Annotated in this window: 18 protein-coding genes; 7 read left to right on the top strand and 11 right to left on the bottom strand. The window is 67.0% G+C overall.

Annotated features, from left to right (window positions below):
- Positions 1-8: 8 nt before the first annotated feature.
- From K4G53_RS14820 to asd, 7 genes are all read left to right on the top strand, one after another.
- Positions 9-812: a thymidylate synthase gene (locus K4G53_RS14820; RefSeq protein ID WP_221386435.1), complete on the top strand. Its 804-nt coding sequence runs from the start codon at positions 9-11 to the stop codon at positions 810-812.
- Entirely contained in the window at positions 809-1393 is a 585-nt protein-coding gene (locus tag K4G53_RS14815) for a dihydrofolate reductase (RefSeq protein WP_221386434.1), read from the top strand. The genes K4G53_RS14820 and K4G53_RS14815 overlap by 4 nt, the downstream gene beginning before the upstream one ends.
- A gap of 4 nt (positions 1394-1397) precedes the next feature.
- Positions 1398-1616 carry an NF038396 family protein gene (locus K4G53_RS14810; protein ID WP_221386433.1) on the top strand — a complete coding sequence of 73 codons (219 nt, stop codon included), beginning with the start codon at positions 1398-1400 and terminating at the stop codon, positions 1614-1616.
- A gap of 104 nt (positions 1617-1720) precedes the next feature.
- Complete coding sequence (locus tag K4G53_RS14805) at positions 1721-2686, top strand: hypothetical protein (protein ID WP_221386432.1); 966 nt, start codon at positions 1721-1723, stop codon at positions 2684-2686.
- 19 nt (positions 2687-2705) lie between these two features.
- Positions 2706-3368 carry a hypothetical protein gene (locus tag K4G53_RS14800; RefSeq protein ID WP_221386431.1) on the top strand — a complete coding sequence of 221 codons (663 nt, stop codon included), beginning with the start codon at positions 2706-2708 and terminating at the stop codon, positions 3366-3368.
- A 1-nt stretch (position 3369) separates the two neighbouring features.
- Entirely contained in the window at positions 3370-3804 is a 435-nt protein-coding gene (locus tag K4G53_RS14795; RefSeq protein WP_221386430.1) for a hypothetical protein, read from the top strand.
- A 108-nt stretch (positions 3805-3912) separates the two neighbouring features.
- Complete coding sequence (gene asd / locus K4G53_RS14790; protein WP_221386429.1) at positions 3913-5043, top strand: aspartate-semialdehyde dehydrogenase; 1131 nt, start codon at positions 3913-3915, stop codon at positions 5041-5043.
- Positions 5044-5142: 99 nt separating this feature from the next.
- On the opposite strand, the gene K4G53_RS14785 is transcribed toward asd, so the two are convergent.
- From K4G53_RS14785 to K4G53_RS14735, 11 genes are all read right to left on the bottom strand, one after another.
- Positions 5143-6246, bottom strand: a complete 1104-nt coding sequence (locus K4G53_RS14785) for a winged helix DNA-binding domain-containing protein (protein ID WP_221386428.1) — start codon at positions 6244-6246, stop codon at positions 5143-5145.
- A gap of 35 nt (positions 6247-6281) precedes the next feature.
- Complete coding sequence (locus K4G53_RS14780; protein WP_221386427.1) at positions 6282-7349, bottom strand: UDP-N-acetylmuramate dehydrogenase; 1068 nt, start codon at positions 7347-7349, stop codon at positions 6282-6284.
- 22 nt (positions 7350-7371) lie between these two features.
- The gene (locus K4G53_RS14775) at positions 7372-8649 is read right to left on the bottom strand and encodes a sugar MFS transporter (RefSeq protein ID WP_221386426.1); all 1278 of its coding nucleotides are present in this window, start codon (positions 8647-8649) and stop codon (positions 7372-7374) included.
- A gap of 10 nt (positions 8650-8659) precedes the next feature.
- Positions 8660-9097: a MaoC family dehydratase gene (locus tag K4G53_RS14770; RefSeq protein ID WP_221386425.1), complete on the bottom strand. Its 438-nt coding sequence runs from the start codon at positions 9095-9097 to the stop codon at positions 8660-8662.
- Positions 9098-9099: 2 nt separating this feature from the next.
- On the bottom strand, positions 9100-9561 hold the full coding sequence (locus K4G53_RS14765; protein WP_221386424.1) for a MaoC family dehydratase N-terminal domain-containing protein: 462 nt from the start codon (positions 9559-9561) through the stop codon (positions 9100-9102).
- Positions 9562-9626: 65 nt separating this feature from the next.
- On the bottom strand, positions 9627-9851 hold the full coding sequence (locus K4G53_RS14760) for a DUF3188 domain-containing protein (RefSeq protein WP_221386423.1): 225 nt from the start codon (positions 9849-9851) through the stop codon (positions 9627-9629).
- 20 nt (positions 9852-9871) lie between these two features.
- Positions 9872-10831: a DUF2797 domain-containing protein gene (locus K4G53_RS14755; protein ID WP_221386422.1), complete on the bottom strand. Its 960-nt coding sequence runs from the start codon at positions 10829-10831 to the stop codon at positions 9872-9874.
- A gap of 29 nt (positions 10832-10860) precedes the next feature.
- Positions 10861-11724 carry a CoA ester lyase gene (locus K4G53_RS14750; protein ID WP_138133122.1) on the bottom strand — a complete coding sequence of 288 codons (864 nt, stop codon included), beginning with the start codon at positions 11722-11724 and terminating at the stop codon, positions 10861-10863.
- A 166-nt stretch (positions 11725-11890) separates the two neighbouring features.
- On the bottom strand, positions 11891-12832 hold the full coding sequence (locus K4G53_RS14745) for an aldo/keto reductase family oxidoreductase (RefSeq protein WP_221386421.1): 942 nt from the start codon (positions 12830-12832) through the stop codon (positions 11891-11893).
- A gap of 31 nt (positions 12833-12863) precedes the next feature.
- A complete protein-coding gene (locus tag K4G53_RS14740; RefSeq protein WP_221386420.1) occupies positions 12864-14576 on the bottom strand; it encodes a glycoside hydrolase family 13 protein in 1713 nt (570 codons plus the stop codon).
- Between the two features lie 135 nt (positions 14577-14711).
- Positions 14712-15368, bottom strand: coding sequence for an SDR family oxidoreductase (locus K4G53_RS14735; RefSeq protein WP_221386419.1), 657 nt, complete (start codon positions 15366-15368; stop codon positions 14712-14714).
- Positions 15369-15396 lie beyond the last annotated feature (28 nt).

The raw sequence follows: 15396 nt of genomic DNA, 5'->3' as shown, positions 1-15396 counted from the left end.
CTTGGGGCGTGAGCATCCCAACGCCCTATGAAGACCTCCTGCGCGATGTCCTGGCCAACGGCACCCATAAACCGGACCGCACGGGCACCGGAACCACCAGTGTTTTCGGCCGCCAGATCCGCTTCGACCTCTCCGGGAGCTTCCCGCTGATCACCACCAAGCGGGTCCACTTCAAATCCGTGGCAGTGGAACTCCTGTGGTTCCTGCGCGGCGAAACCAACATCAAGTGGATGACGGACCAGGGCGTCACCATCTGGAACGAATGGGCAGACGAGGACGGCGACCTGGGCCCGGTCTACGGCGTGCAGTGGCGCAGCTGGCCCACCCCGGACGGCGGCCACATCGACCAGATCGCCGAGCTGGTGGAGAACCTGAAGTCCAACCCGGACTCGCGCCGCCACATCGTCTCTGCCTGGAATGTGTCCGAACTCAACGACATGGCGTTGCCACCGTGCCACGCGTTCTTCCAGTTCTACGTGGCCAACGGCAAGCTCTCCTGCCAGCTCTACCAGCGCTCGGCGGACATGTTCCTGGGCGTGCCGTTCAACATCGCCTCCTATGCGCTGCTCACCTGCATGCTTGCCCAGCAGGTGGGGCTCGAACCGGGTGAATTCGTCTGGACCGGCGGTGACGTGCACATCTACGAAAACCACATGGACCAGGTCCTCAAGCAGCTGGAGCGCGAGCCCTACGAATATCCGCAGCTGAGGATCAACCGCAAGCCGGCGTCGATCTTCGACTACACCGTTGAGGACTTCGAAGTGGTGGGCTACCAGCACCACCCCACGATCAAGGCTCCGATCGCCGTATGAGCACCGAAAATTCCACGGATCCACAGTCCTTCACGGAGGAGCTCGCCGCTTCAGTGACCGGCGTCGGCCTGGTGTGGGCCCAGACCTCCGACGGCGTCATCGGCAAGGACGGGGACATGCCCTGGCACCTGCCGGAGGACCTGAAGCACTTCACCCGGCTCACCACGGGGCACCCGGTCATCATGGGCCGGAAGACCTGGCTGTCCTTCCCGGACAAGTACCGCCCCCTGCCCGGGCGCACGAACATCGTGATCACCCGGCAGAAGGACTGGGCCGGTACGCCTGAGGCGGAGGGCGCCGTCGTGGTTCCTTCCCTGGACGATGCCCTCCTTGAGTCGCAGTTTGTCGACGGCGGCGAGACGGTATGGATCCTGGGCGGCGGCGAGGTCTTCCGCCAGTCAACCGAGCTCGCCAACGTCGCGGTGGTCACCACCATCGACGTGAAGGCCGACGGCGACACGTTCGCCCCGGAGCTCGGCACCAGTTGGGAGGCGTCCGCCTCCGTCCCGCCGGACGGCTGGCTGACCGCCGCCAACGGCACGCGCTACCGATTCACCAAATGGTCACGGACCGAGGGCTAGGAACATGCTGAAGAAACCGGAAACCCTGTTCGTCCTGGGCTACATGCTGCTGCCGCTGCTGGCGCTGCTGTCCGCGATCGTGGGGCTGACCATGATCCTGGGCGGCAACAAGATCGCCGGGGCCATCGTGCTGGTGGTGGTGACGCAGGTCTTCGCGTTCGGTGCTTTCTTCGCCCTGCGCGCACGCAAGGCAGCGGTGCTGGAGCAGTCGGACCGGCGCTGATCCTCCCGGCTGCATGGGGAGGCCACCCCATCGCGGCCGGCCGGGTCCTGCCTTAGGCTGGGCCTGCAGCCGTCAGGAGCTGTTCGAATATTGGGGGAAGCCTGGTGACAGGAAACGTTTGGGGCGCCGACGTGGCACAGCTGCGGACGCTCGCGCAGCAGTTCAGCAAGACAGCGGACCTGCTGCAGCAACAATCGACGCAGCTGAGCAGCCAGATCAACAACAGCCCGGCCTGGAAAGGGCGCGATGCCGAGCACTTCCGGTCCGACTGGAACGGCAACCACCGGACGCTCCTCCAGCAGACCGCATCCCGGCTGAAGCAGGAATCGAAGCTGCTGCTCAAGAACGCCGACGAGCAGGAGAAGGCCAGCACGGACGGCCCGGCAGCCGATGGAGGACCGGGCACCGGGACCCCCGCCAGCAACAATGGCCCGCGCACGCCGGTTCCGGGACAGGGCAGCAACGACCCGTGGGGTCCGGACTGGCTCACGGATCCCGACTCCCTCTTCCGCGACGGCTGGGACATCTACGGCCTCACGAAGGCTTTCCCTAACATACGTGCGGGCCTGTTCGACATTGGTGCCATGCTCCACAAGTCCCGGATCGGTGATTTCCTGGACCCCGCCGCGTGGAAAGCCTTCGAAAACTCCAACGAGTTCAGCAGGTTTTTCAACCTGTCCAACAATTTATTTGAAGGCAAATTCCATGAAGTTCTAAATCTGGCAAACACCACCCAGGCGTTCAAGTACCTGGATGGCTTCAGCAAGGGCCTGGGCGCTGTGGGCGTGGGCCTGGACGCCTTGGATGCCTTCAACAATTTCAAAGAGGGCGATGTCGACGCCGGCAAGTATTCGTTGTTCAAGGTAGCGGTGGGGGCCGGCTCGTTCGCTCCACCACCGGTAGGTACGGCCTGCATGGTTGCCAGTGGCGCACTCGCCTTGTACGACAACGTCCCCGTTATCCACGAGGCGGTGGACACAGCCAAAGATAAGATCGTGGAAGGGGCAGAGGCCGTTGGCGGTGCCATCAGCGACGGCGTCGACGCAGTCGGCGACTTTTTCGGCTTCTAAGAACTGAGGAGAACAGTCAGTGACTGAAACAAGCACAGCCAGGGGCGCAGCCGCCGGACAAGGTTTCCCGGACGCCATCGGTTTTGGCTTCGCCGAGCTGGCACTTCTTCTGAGCCTGCGTCGAGGCCCTGAAGCAGAGGCATCTGCGAAGGCATTGCGGCTGGTGGAAGAACTGGACAACGCCTCCATGCTCGCTGCCGGCGCCTCCTCCCTGATAGCCCGTGGCGCAGCGACAGCGGAACCCGGTGGTGAACTTTCTGTCGTTGGACCGGTAGCAGCAGTAACGAGCGCTCTGACCGAGGCAGTCAAGCATGTCCAGATTAATCTCCTGACCGTTGACTCCGTGGACAATGTGCTGTCCGTAGAGTCGCCCAAATACCAGATACTCCTGCAGCCCCGTGCGTACCTCAGCTGGTTTGCGATGGCCCAGCGTCCCGACGCCACGCCCGCAGAATCGAACTTTTACATAATCCGCAAGCACCTTGAAGACCATCCGTCGGGAGGTGCCACCGTCCGGCTCCTGCAAGACGATACGAAGACGCAGCTTCTCGTCAAACGCAGCGGGCCGGGGTGGGCGGTTGGGTACGGCGCCATCGACTCTCCCTCCGCACCCATCCAGGAAATTACAGGCCTCACAGACGACCAGGTCTTGGATCACATCCGTTCAATCCGACAGGACTAAGGTGCAGAACCGCATTCCGGGCAGCAACACGGGCAATGGCTCCAACTCAGACGACCAAGTCCGCGCCGAACACGAAAAGGCGCTGGAGCGCGGCGAAAAGAGAGTCCTGTTTCGCACTGTGAACGGTGACCTGTACAGCTATGCGAAGGACGAACTCGGGGTGGTGAACGCCAGCTCACATCCTCAGGTTAGGTCTGCCTTCGGTTTCCTGGTGCTGGGGGCTGTCTTTGCTGCCGTTGCCGTCGTCTCCATCGTGCTGGTAGCAGGACCCATGACCAGGGGTCAAGACCCGATGTGGGACTCCCTTTTCCTGACCGTGCTGGGAGTCGCGGGCGTCCTTTACGCCGTTCGAATGGCGAAGGTGGCTTCAAGGGCAAAACGCCTGCGGGCGGAACGGGGCGTTCCCGAGCCCACAGGCCGCCAGTTGGACTGGTAGCAGCGAGCGGTTGTTCCGAGGTGCGTGCCGCCGTCGTACCTTGCCAAGCCGCCCACGGCGTGACGTAACCGACTGCGCCCTGCCGGTTCCGAAGTCTAAACTGTACGAATGACTACAGCAGCTACCCCTTCCGTCGGCCTGGTCGGATGGCGCGGCATGGTCGGTTCCGTCCTCATGCAGCGCATGCAGGACGAGGGCGACTTCGCCAACATCAACCCGGTGTTCTTCTCCACTTCCAACGCGGGAGGTGCCGCGCCTTCCTTCGCCGAAGGCGCAGGCAAGCTCGAAAACGCGTTCGACGTCGACACGCTGGCCAAGCTGCCCATTATTGTCACCGCCCAGGGCGGCGACTACACCAAGCAGGTCCACGGCGAGCTGCGCAGCCGCGGCTGGGACGGCCTCTGGATCGACGCCGCCTCCACCCTGCGCATGAACGACGACTCGATCATCGTGCTGGACCCCATCAACCGCGACGTCATTGATAAGGGCCTGGTCAACGGCACCAAGGACTTCATCGGCGGCAACTGCACCGTCTCCTGCATGCTGATGGGCCTTGGCGGCCTGTTCAAGAACGGACTGGTGGAGTGGGGAACCTCCATGACCTACCAGGCTGCCTCCGGCGGCGGGGCCCGGCACATGCGAGAGCTGCTCAGCCAGTTCGGCACGCTCAACGCCGAGGTCAGCACGGAACTGGACGACCCGGCGTCGGCCATCCTGGACATCGACCGCAAGGTCCTGGCCCACCAGCGCACAGACATCGACGCCACCCAGTTCGGCGTCCCCCTGGCCGGCTCGCTGATCCCCTGGATCGACGCGGACCTGGGCAACGGGCAGTCCAAGGAAGAGTGGAAGGCCGGAGTCGAAACCAACAAGATCCTGGGCACCACGGACGAAAACCGCGTGATCATGGACGGTCTCTGCGTCCGCATCGGTGCCATGCGCTCCCACTCCCAGGCCCTGACCCTGAAGCTCCGCGAGGACCTGTCCGTCGCCGAGATCGAGAAGCTGCTGGACGAGGACAACCAGTGGGCCAAGGTGGTTCCCAACACCAAGGAAGCCTCCATGGCCGAGCTGACCCCCGTCGCGGCTTCCGGCACCCTGGACATCCCCGTGGGCCGCATCCGCAAGATGGAGATGGGCCCGCAGTACATCAGCGCGTTCACCGTCGGCGACCAGCTCCTCTGGGGCGCCGCCGAGCCGCTGCGCCGCATGCTCAACATCGCCACGGGCAACCTGTAACGCCTACAGCTGCTTCACGAGCGGCCCTGCCCCGCACGAACGGTGCTGCCCAGCACCGGTTATCCGGGGCAGGGCCGCTTATGCAAGCGGGCAAGCTGGTCAGGCGGCCAGGAACGCCAGGTAGCGCCGGGCAGCCTTGGTGAGGGCTGCCTGCGCTGCAGGGCCCAGCGTCGCGGTCCCGTCAAAGAGTTCAGGTACGACGGCGGTGCCCGGCCCCGAGCCCTGCAGCGCCCAGGTGCCCACCACCTTCCCCGCCGCGACGACCGTCTTCTTGAACACACCGTTACCGCCGGGAACGATCAGGTCGGAGTGCTCCGGCGCCAGGACGGCCGACCGGTCCGTGTAGCCGAGGACGAACTCATCGAACCCGGGCAGCAGATGCACGGACCGGGCGCCGGGAAGTCCGGAGTCCAGGAGGGCCGCCACATCCGGTGAGAGCCAGTAGCCGGCACCCTCGATCTCCAGTTCCACCAGCTCGCCCCGGACGCTTTCAAAAGCAGCCCGCACCTCGGTCAGCGGCAGCTGGGTCCACCAGGCGAAGTCGCGGAGCGTTGCCGGGCCGTGGCTGCGGAAATAGCGGAGCGCGAACTCCGCGATCCCCTCCTCGCGGCCGAGGCTGCGGGACTCTGGGATCCATTGCTCGAAGGCGGCGATCAGCTGCTGGTTTCCCGACAGCGGACCCAGCACCAGCCAACCATGCCGGCACAGCGAGCCGAGCAGATGGATCCCCCTTTGGCCTTGGGTCGGCTGGCCGGCGGCGTCGAAGACCCGGAACAGTTCGGCGCGGCTGACCGGACCTTCAGCCGAGATGTGCTCCAGCGCGATGTCCCGGGCTTTTTCGATATCCGCCCACGTGATCTCCAGCTGCCGGTGCCGGCCTGCAATGCTTTTGGTGAGCCGCTCGGCCGTGAGTTCCAGCATCCAGCCCAGGTCCTCCGGTGCCACCAAATGCAGCGTTCCGCGCATGGGCCAGGACCTGGCCACAGTCCCGGCATCTATGGCGGCCCGCACGTCGGCGAGTCCTGCTGCGGGCACGCGGACGCCCACGGCCCACAGCGCCGCCTGCAGGTCCTGCGCCTGCATCGCGGTCATCCAGCGGACCAGGTCAGGTGCCGTCGCCGCGGCCTCGCCCACGAGCCGCTGGGATGCCAGGCGGAGCCGTCCCACAATCCTGCGGTCGCGCAGGGAAGCGTGTGCAGCCATGGCCCCATCCTAGGCCTGGTTACGGCCGGGAATGCCTACAGTTCCAGGCCAATCAACAGCGGCTCCGGGTGCAGCGAAATGCCGAAGCAGCGTTCGACGCCGGCACGCACCTCCCGGGCGACGGCCACCATGTCCGCGGCGCTGGCTGCGCCGCGGTTGGTGATGGCGAGCGTGTGCTTGGTGGACAAGGAGGCCCGGCCACCCGACACGCCGTCGGGCTCCAGGCCGAAGCCCTTGCCGAATCCTGCCTGGTCAATCAGCCAGGCGGCGGAGAGCTTCACCAAGCCATCGCTTCCGGCCGGGTAGCGGGGTGCCGTTTCCGGCAGCCCGTCCGCCACCTCGGCGGGCACGATGGGGTTGGTGAAGAACGAACCCGTGGAGTACGTGTCCCGGTCCGCAGCGTCCCACACCATGCCCTTGGAAGCACGGAGCCGCAGGACCTCGCGGCGGACGTCGTTGGAGTACGCCCGCTTGCCCGGCTCCACGCCAAGCGACCGGGCGAGCTCGGCGTAGCGGATAGGCGCGCTCATCCGGCCCAGCGGCAGCTGGAATTCCACCGTCAACACGATGTACCGCGGAGAGCCGTTCACCGTGGTTTGTTTGAGGATGGAGTCGCGGTAGCCGAACTTCAGCTCAGAGTTGGTGAAGGTCTTCACGGCGTTCTGTTCGCGGTCCCAGGTGCGGACGGCTGCGATGGTCTGGGAGACCTCGGCGCCGTAGGCACCAACGTTCTGTACCGGCGTCGCCCCGGTGGAGCCCGGGATGCCGGACAGGGCCTCGATCCCGGACCAGGCGTGGCGGACGGCGTGCTCCACCAGTTTGTCCCAGTTGTGGCCGGCCTGCACCACCACGGCCACTCCGCCGCAGGAGTCCTCCGCGTTGACGGTGAACCCCTCGGAGGCGATCTTCACGACGGTTCCGGCGAACCCGTCGTCGGACACCAGGAGATTGGAGCCTCCGCTGATGATGAGGACCTGCTCCCCCGCCGCATCCGCCGACCTGACGGCGTCGATGATTTCAGCCTCGGTCCGGGCCTCGACGAACTTGCCGGCGGGGCCACCGACGGCGGACGTGGTCAGGGAGGAAAGCAGGGTTGGAGTCACCCGTCCACAATACTAGGGAAACCTAGGCAGCCTTCCGGGCCACCGGCGACAGGACGAAGCTCACCGCAAGCATCACCATGACCGCCAGCAGCGAATGCAGGATGCCCACGTGTTCGGCCAGCAGGCCCAGCAGCGGTGGTCCGCAGAGGAACGCGGCGTAGCCGATGGTGGACACCACCGAGACCCGGGCGGCGGCCATGGCCGGGTCATCGGCCGCGGCGGACATGCCCACCGGGAAGCCGAGGGAGGCGCCCAGCCCCCATGCGGCAAGTCCCACGTAGGCCAGCCAGGGCGCGGTGGCGAAGACGAACACGCCCAGGCCCACGACAGCCAGGGCGGCGCACCATCGCATGACCGGCACGCGGCCAAAGCGGTCCAGCACGACTGTTCCCGCGAAGCGTCCGATGGTCATGAATGTCACGAACAGTCCGTAGCCGGCGGCGCCGGCAGCATCGGTCTGGCCGTGCCCGTCCGCCAGGGCAAGGGCCACCCAGTCCCCCGCCGCGCCCTCGGCCAGTGCGAGGCCCAGCACCAGGACGCCCAGCAGCAGGGTCCGCCGGTCCCGCCACGCCTGCGCTATCTTGCGTTTGTTGTCCAGCGGTGCGCCACCGGGTGCGGTTCCGGCGGCAATGACGGGGATGGGACCGGTGACCGGGTCCTCGAAGTTGTCCGGGACGTAGGCGCGCTCCCCCGCCGCGGGGGTGATGTCGGCACGGAACCGGGCCGCCGCCGTCGCCACCGACACCGCGACCACCGCACCTGCCGCAGCGAGGTGCCAGAACACCGGCAGGGACACTGCCGCGGCACCTGCGCCCAGTCCGGCGCCCGCAACGGTCCCCAGGCTGAACGCGCCGTGCAGCCGCGGCATGATGTGCCGGCCCACGGCCCGTTCCACCGCGGCACCTTCAACATTCGACGCGGTGTTCCAGCTGCCGGTACCCAGTCCGATGACTGCCAGCCCCACGGCTGTGGCCACCGGGCTGGATAGCACGGTTGTGCCAAAACCGGTGGCCAGCAGGCCGGCGCCCACCATGATGCTTCCGGTCCGGATGGTCCGCTTGGATCCCAGCCGCAGCACCACCAGCCCTGATGCTGAGACGGAGGCGAAGGATCCCAGCGTCATGCAGAGCAGGAGGATCCCGATGTTGCCGGGAGTGAGGTCCAGCGCGTCCCGGATGGCCGGAAGCCGGGAAACCCAGGAGGCGAAGGCGAGGCCGCTGGCTGCATAGGCCACCACCACCGCGTTGCGCCACTGCCTCACCTGCAGGGAGGTGGCCGCGGTTCCCGCGCCTGCGCTCAAGGGCGGGCGCTCAAGACAGCTTGACGAGCGCCTGGGCCTTCATCAGGACCTTCTGCCCGGCCGAGACGACGGTGAGGTCCACACGCGCGGTGCCGGCATCGGCGTCGAGCTTGCCGATGGTGCCGCTGACCTCGATGGTGGCGCCGGGCTCCTGCGTGCCCGTGGTGTCGGCGACCAGGACGGGCTTGGTGAAGCGGGTCTGGAAATCGACGACGGCGCCCGGGTCACCCGCCCAGTCGCTGACCAGCTGGACGGCGGAGCCCATGGTGAACATGCCGTGGGCGATGACGCCGGGCAGTTCCACGCTCGTGGCGAAGGCCTCGTTCCAGTGGATGGGGTTGAAGTCGCCGGACGCGCCGGCGTACTTGACCAGGTCGGTGCGGGTGACCTCGATGGTGCGGCTGCCGATCTCCTGGCCGGCGCTGAGTTCGTTGAAGGTGGGGCTCATGGTTACTGTCCCTCTCCGCGGACCAGGATGGATGACGTGGTGGTGGTGACGTGTTCGCGGGCGTCGCCGTCGCCGAGGGCGAAGATCTCTGAGCGGGTGGTGATCATGGCGCCGCCGCCCATGGCCCGGACGCCGTCGACGTGCAGTTCCGCGATGAGGCGGTCCCCGGCGACGATGGGCCGGTGGTGCGTGAAGCGCTGGTCGGCGTGGACCACGCGGGAGAAATCGATGCCGGCTGCCGGATCCTCGATCAGCTGGGCGTCGGCGCGCTGGGCGATGATGATGGCGAACGTGGGCGGGGCCACGAGGTCGCGGTGGCCCAGGGCCTTGGCTGCGTCGAGGTCGAAATGTGCAGGGTGGGTGGCTTTGACGGCGCGGGCAAACTCGCGGATCTTCTCGCGTCCGACGTCGTACACCTCTGCGGCAGGGTAGCTTCGCCCCTGCAGGTCCGGATTGATAGTCATGGCCTCCAGCCTATCGCCCGGTCAGTGGCGGCCGGAAAAGCCCGCCGTTACCGTTCCGGCGGCGGCTAGCGGCGGAGATTCTTGCGGATCGCCTGGCCACGGACCACGATGCCGGCCACATGCAGGACGAGGCCCAGACCGATCAGCGGCAGGGAGGCCATGGCCAGCCCTTGGTTGCCGCTGGTGTTGCCCACCAGGTTGAGGATGATGCCTACGGCGATCAGTCCCATCGCGCTGAAGACCAGGACTTTGTAGCGGGTTGGCGCGGTGGCCCAGAATTCGTTCAGCACCCAGCCAGTTTACCGGGCCGTCAGAACAGGGACTCCTGGATCGCCGGCACCGCCGAGGCATAGTCACCCAGGACTATGGTCCGGGCGGCCAGTTGGGACAGGTTGACCACGAACTCGGCACCGGTGCCGTCCAGCCGGGCCAGTGCGTTCGGCCCGCTCAGCGCGGCGATGTCGAAGCCGTGCCGGCCTGTGTCCAGCGGGTGCGGGTAGGCGTGGCGGAAAGCGTCACTCCCGTAGAGGGCGTCGGCCCGGGCCGGCCGGACCCATTGCTCCTCCACCGCCTCGAAGCCGTCGACGGCGGTGCGCGCCAGCAGCGCCCGCACCCGGGCGGCGGCGCGGGTATTGATGGCGTCCAGCTGCCTGGGCGGGAGCGGCTGCAGCAGGGCGTCCGCCTTGGCTGCGGACCGGATCTGCTGCGTCAACCCGGCTTCCGAGCTCACCAGGTCCTCGAGGATACGCACCACCCGGCCGTCCTCCGCCCGCGCCACGTACCTCGCGGCAGCGGCGCCCTGCTCCGCGAGCCGGTTCCACTTCCGAGGGCCGGACGCCGTCCCCACCTTGGTGGCACCGCCGGCGAAGGTGGCCACATAGAGCCAGTGTTCCTGCATCAGGTAGTCCCGCAGCCCCGGAGTGACCCGGCCGCCGCGGTGGAAGTCGTGCATCAGCCGGGATTCGTCCAGCATGAAGCAGCGTTCGCACTGCTTTCCCTTCGATGCCGGGGCCCCAGCCGTACACAGGATGTGTTCCCGCCGCGATGGGGAATGAACCACCACGTGCCCCAGGCAGGACCTGCCCGGCTGGACCACCTCAAAGCCCAGGCGCGCGCCGGCGTGGAGGCCGAGCTGCCGGAACTCGCCGTCCGGCGACTGGAGGCGCAAAACCGGGGCACCGCCGTCGTCAGCTGCCATGGCAGCGCCCGCTGCCATGGAAGCCGGCCCATCCCAAAAGACCCCGTGGACCAGATAGCGGGTATCGGTCAACGGGGCCTCCTGAAGATATGTGGGCGGCACTACAGTGCGGGCTGCACCCCGAAGGCGACCGCGAGCTTCATGATCTTCTCGGCGCGGCCCAGGCGGGGCAGGTCGGAGCCGTCACGGATGACGCGGCCGTTGGCTTCGAAGTCCGCCATGAAGTCGGTGGCCCAGGCGACGTCGGACGGCGTGGGGCTGATGACCTCGTTGATGACGGGGGTCTGGTCGATGGCCAGGCACAGCTTGCCGGTCATGCCCATCATCACGGTAATGCCGGTCTGCTCGCGCAGGATGGGGTGGTTGGTGCCCACGGTGGGTCCGTCGATGGGGCCCGGCAGGTTGCCCACGCGGCTGGCCACGACGAGCTTGGCGCGCGGGTAGGCCATGGCCTCGGGGGTGGCGGCCATGCCGGTGTCGCGGCGGAAGTCGCCGGAGCCGAAGGCCAGGCGGAAGGCGCCCTGGGCCTTGGCGATGTTGTTGGCTTCCTCGATGCCGACGGCGGATTCCACCAACGGAATGACGGGGGTCTTGCCGTCCATGCGGTGGAAGCTCTCGGTGACCTGGTCCGCGGATTCGGTCTTGGCGAGCATGACGCCGAGCAGGCCGGGGGTGCCCCGCAGGCCGGCAAGGTCATCGGCCCAGAACGGGCTGGTGGCGTCGTTGATGCGGACCCAGGCCTTGCCGCCGGCCGTGAGCCAGTCGATCACGTTGTTCCGGGCCTGGTCCTTCTGGGAAGGGTCCACGGCATCTTCAATATCCAGGATGATCGAGTCGGCGCGGGACACGGCCGACTGGTCGAACAGTTCCGGCTTCATGGCGTTCACGAGGAGCCAGGAGCGGGCGATCTCTGCAGGGATATTGCGTTCCGGCCTTACGGTCTCGGTGGCGATGGTAGACGTCATGTATCTACCGTATCCGGCCCGCAAGCGGCGCGGTGAAGAAAACGGCCAGCTTGTGAGGATCAATACGAACTAAACGGGATATGACCGGTCCCGTGGCGAATGCAGGTAGCAGCAAGTGCCGTTCCGCGCTCCAAAACGGCACTTGCTGCTACGTGGTTGGGTGGGGTCAGGGGATGTTGCTGCCCCGCGCCGTCACCCAGAGTTTGTACCAGTCGGGCCGCGACATGGCCTCCGCCACGCGGGCGGCGTCGGCGCAGGCCCGGATCCGGTCCGGTTTGACCGTTCCGATCACCGGGGCGATGCCTGCCGGGTGCTTCATCAGCCAGCCCAGCAGCACAGCTTCGCCGGTGGTGCCGTACCCCGCCGCCAGCTGCGCCACGAGTTCCGTGGTGGCTGCCTCCGGGGAAGCCGGGGTCTCCGGTTCCACGCCGGTATAAGCCCCGCGGGCCAGCGAACCATAGGCCTGCAGCGTGATGTTGTTGCGCGTGCAGAACTCCACGGTGCCGTGCGGGAAGCTGTAGTCCAGGTGGCCGGGATGGTTGACCAGGACCTGGCTCTCCAGCCAGGCGCGCTTGAGCAGGCTCATTTCAAGCTGGTTTGCCACCACCGGCGTCTCCAGCCGGTCCTGCAGCGCCTCAATCTGCGGCCCGGACATGTTGGAGACACCCAGCTGCCGGACCTTGCCTTCCGCCATCAGCTGCCCGACGGCGGATGCCACCTCGGCAGGATCGGACAGGGGGTCGGGGCGGTGCAGCAGGAGAATGTCGACGTAGTCCGTCCGGAGCCTTTTGAGGCTGCCGTTGACACGCTCAAGGATGGCTTCGCGGCTGAGGTCGTAGTGCGTTTGCAGGCCGCGCTCATTGAGCCTGATGCCGCACTTGGTTTGCAGCCTGATGCGTTCCCGGAGCCCCGGCGTGGCCGCGAGGACCTCACCAAAGACCGCCTCCGACTTGCCGTTCCGGTAGATGTCCGCATGGTCGAACAAGGTGATGCCGGCGTCCAGGGCGGCCTGGACGGCTGCCGCGGCCTCGTCCACATGATGGCTGCCATGTGGCTCGTCGGACCAGCTGCCGCCCAGGCCCATGCACCCGTAGATCAGCTCCCGCATCAGCGGGCCGCGCCTTCGCCGCGGCCGCGCATCAGCGCAGCCATGCGGTGGTGTTGGCGGGCAGCTTGCCGTCCTCGAGCGGGCCGCTGCTGACCAGCACCTTGCCGGCCGGAAGGTCCACGGCGGTGTTCCCGAAGTTGGTCACGGACTGCCAGCCGTTGGGGCGCCTGAAGTGCAGCACGTCAGGATTGCCGTTTTCCACCCATTCGAGGTCCTCGCTTGTCTGCAGTTCCCGGCGCAGCTTGAGGGCCGTCCGGTAGAGCTCCAGGGTGGAGCCTTCCGTTCCGTCCTGCGCCTCGACGGCGTACTTGCTGAACCAGTCCGGCTGCGGCAGGTGGGAACCGCCGTCGCCGAAGCCGAAGGAGGTTCCCTCCACCTTCCACGGCAGCGGCACGCGGCAACCGTCGCGGCCGATCTCCACTCCCTTGTTGCGGAAGAAGGACGGGTCCTGCCGCTCGGAGTCCGGAATCTCGGCAACCTCCTGCAGGCCCAGCTCCTCACCCTGGTAGAGGTAGGCGGAGCCCGGCACAGCGAGCATCAGCAAGGTGGCAGCGCGGGCACGGCGCTCGCCGAGTTCAACATCCAGCTGGTCCTTCGGGCCGCCTGCGAGCAGCCAGTCCTTGCCGTCCTGGCCCTTGGTGCCGGCCTTTTCCTTGGCCACCTGCGGCAGGCCGTAGCGGGTGGCATGGCGGACGACGTCGTGGTTGGAGAAGACCCAGGTGGAGGAAGCGCCGGTGGCGGCGGCCTCCGCGAGGTTGCGGGTGATGATTTCCCGGTACTCCGCCGCGTCGAAATCGGCCTGCAGCAGGTCGAAGTTGAAGGCCTGGCCAAGGCCCTGGGGGCTCGCGTAGCGGGCGCGGCGGGTGGCGTGCACCCAGGCTTCGGCGACGGCGGTGCGCGGAGGGTTGTATTCGTTGAACACTTCGCGCCATTCGGCGTAGATCTCATGGACTTCGTCCCGGTCCCAGAACGGGTGCGTGCCGTCGTCGAACCCGTCCACGCCGGTGTTGGCCGCGCTCAGTTCCAGCTTGGAGAGCAGCGGCTCGGTGAGGTCCTTGGTGAGGGCGTGGGCCACGTCCACGCGGAAGCCGTCAACGCCGCGGTCGGACCAGAAGCGCAGGGTCTTGAGGAAGTCCTCGCGGATTTCCCGGTTGGACCAGTTCAGGTCCGGCTGCTCCTTGGCGAAGATGTGCATGTACCACTGGCCCGGGGTGCCGTCCGGCTCAGTGATGCGCTCCCAGGCGGGCCCGCCGAACACGGAGTCCCAGTCCGACGGCGGGAACTCGCCGTTGGGGCCCTTGCCGTCGCGGAAGATGTAGCGGTCGCGGGCAGGTGAGCCCTTCGGCGAGGCCAGGGCCTCCTGGAACCACTTGTGCCGGTTCGAGGAGTGGTTGGGGACGATGTCGGCAATCAGCTTGATGCCGGCCCCGTGCAGGGCCTTGGCCATCTCGTCGAAGTCCTCCAAAGTGCCCAGCTTGGGGTCCACGTCGCGGTAGTCGTCAACGTCGTAGCCGCCGTCAGCCAGGGCCGAAGGGTAGAAGGGGCTCAGCCAGACGGCGTCGATACCCAGCGTTTTCAGGTACGGGACCTTCGCCGTGATGCCCTTGAGGTCGCCGATGCCGTCGCCGTTGGAGTCGGCGAAGCTGCGCGGGTAGATCTGGTACACGGACGCCTGGCGCCACCAGTTCGGGTCAGCCAGACGGTCAGAGTCGGACAGGGTTGCCAAGGTGGCAGTGGTGGACAAGGCTCGATCCTTTTCTTCAGCAAGGGGGATATTTATTTTGAATCTAAATTTACTTCCGGATCCATTATTCGCGCCCTGCAGGGGAAGGTCAACAGCATCCCGGCACCGGTCCCCGGACCAACTGTCCGGGACCGGCTACGGCCGCGGTTCCAAGGCTGCTGCCACGGGCAGCGTGCCGTCCCGGAATTCAATGGTCCGGCCAGCGGTTTGCGGCAGGTCCAGAACTGCCGCCGCCACGATCGCCGTGTTGGCCCGTGAGGTTTCCCGGGAGCCCCCGGGCGCCGGATCGACGTCGATCAGCCCGGTCCCGGGCTTGTCCGTCAGCGCTCCGGGGCCCAGGATGGTCCACGCCAGTCCGCTGCCGCGCAGGTATTCGTCCGCGGCCGCCTTGGCCTCCGCATAGGCGTAGAAGCTGTTGTCTTCCGGCACGCCGTGGTTTTTGCCGGCACCCAGGTAGGAGACCATGACATACCGGTCCACCCCGGCCTGGGCTGCGGCATCCATCGACCGGATGGCGGCGTCCCGGTCCACGGCGTAGGTGCGGCCCGGGTTGCCGCCGCCGGCGCCGGCGGACCAGACCACGGCGTCGTGGCCTTCCAGCGCCTCGGCGATGTCCGCCGTCGTTGCATTCTCCACGTCCAGGACCACCGGCGTGGCACCGGCACCCGCAACGTCGGCGGAATGGTCCGGATTCCGGATGAACGAGGTGACGCTGTGGCCCTCGTCGGCAAGCATGGCGGACAGGAGGAGGGCCACTTTGCCGTGGCCGCCGATGATGGCGATGCGTGTCATGCACCCATTCTGCCTGCCCCGGGGATAA

Source organism: Arthrobacter sp. MAHUQ-56 (assembly GCF_019710585.1).
Classification (GTDB): domain Bacteria; phylum Actinomycetota; class Actinomycetes; order Actinomycetales; family Micrococcaceae; genus Arthrobacter.
Note: the sequence above shows the minus strand (reverse complement) of the source record. Positions and strands in the feature narration are given on the sequence as shown.

Coding starts and splice junctions, on each gene's coding strand:
- K4G53_RS14770 (WP_221386425.1), bottom strand. CDS start 9,097: ATGAGCCCCACCTTCAACGAACTCAGCGCCGGCCAGGAGATCGGCAGC.
- K4G53_RS14810 (WP_221386433.1), top strand. CDS start 1,398: ATGCTGAAGAAACCGGAAACCCTGTTCGTCCTGGGCTACATGCTGCTG.
- K4G53_RS14735 (WP_221386419.1), bottom strand. CDS start 15,368: ATGACACGCATCGCCATCATCGGCGGCCACGGCAAAGTGGCCCTCCTC.
- K4G53_RS14815 (WP_221386434.1), top strand. CDS start 809: ATGAGCACCGAAAATTCCACGGATCCACAGTCCTTCACGGAGGAGCTC.
- K4G53_RS14765 (WP_221386424.1), bottom strand. CDS start 9,561: ATGACTATCAATCCGGACCTGCAGGGGCGAAGCTACCCTGCCGCAGAG.
- K4G53_RS14745 (WP_221386421.1), bottom strand. CDS start 12,832: ATGCGGGAGCTGATCTACGGGTGCATGGGCCTGGGCGGCAGCTGGTCC.
- K4G53_RS14785 (WP_221386428.1), bottom strand. CDS start 6,246: ATGGCTGCACACGCTTCCCTGCGCGACCGCAGGATTGTGGGACGGCTC.
- asd (WP_221386429.1), top strand. CDS start 3,913: ATGACTACAGCAGCTACCCCTTCCGTCGGCCTGGTCGGATGGCGCGGC.
- K4G53_RS14750 (WP_138133122.1), bottom strand. CDS start 11,724: ATGACGTCTACCATCGCCACCGAGACCGTAAGGCCGGAACGCAATATC.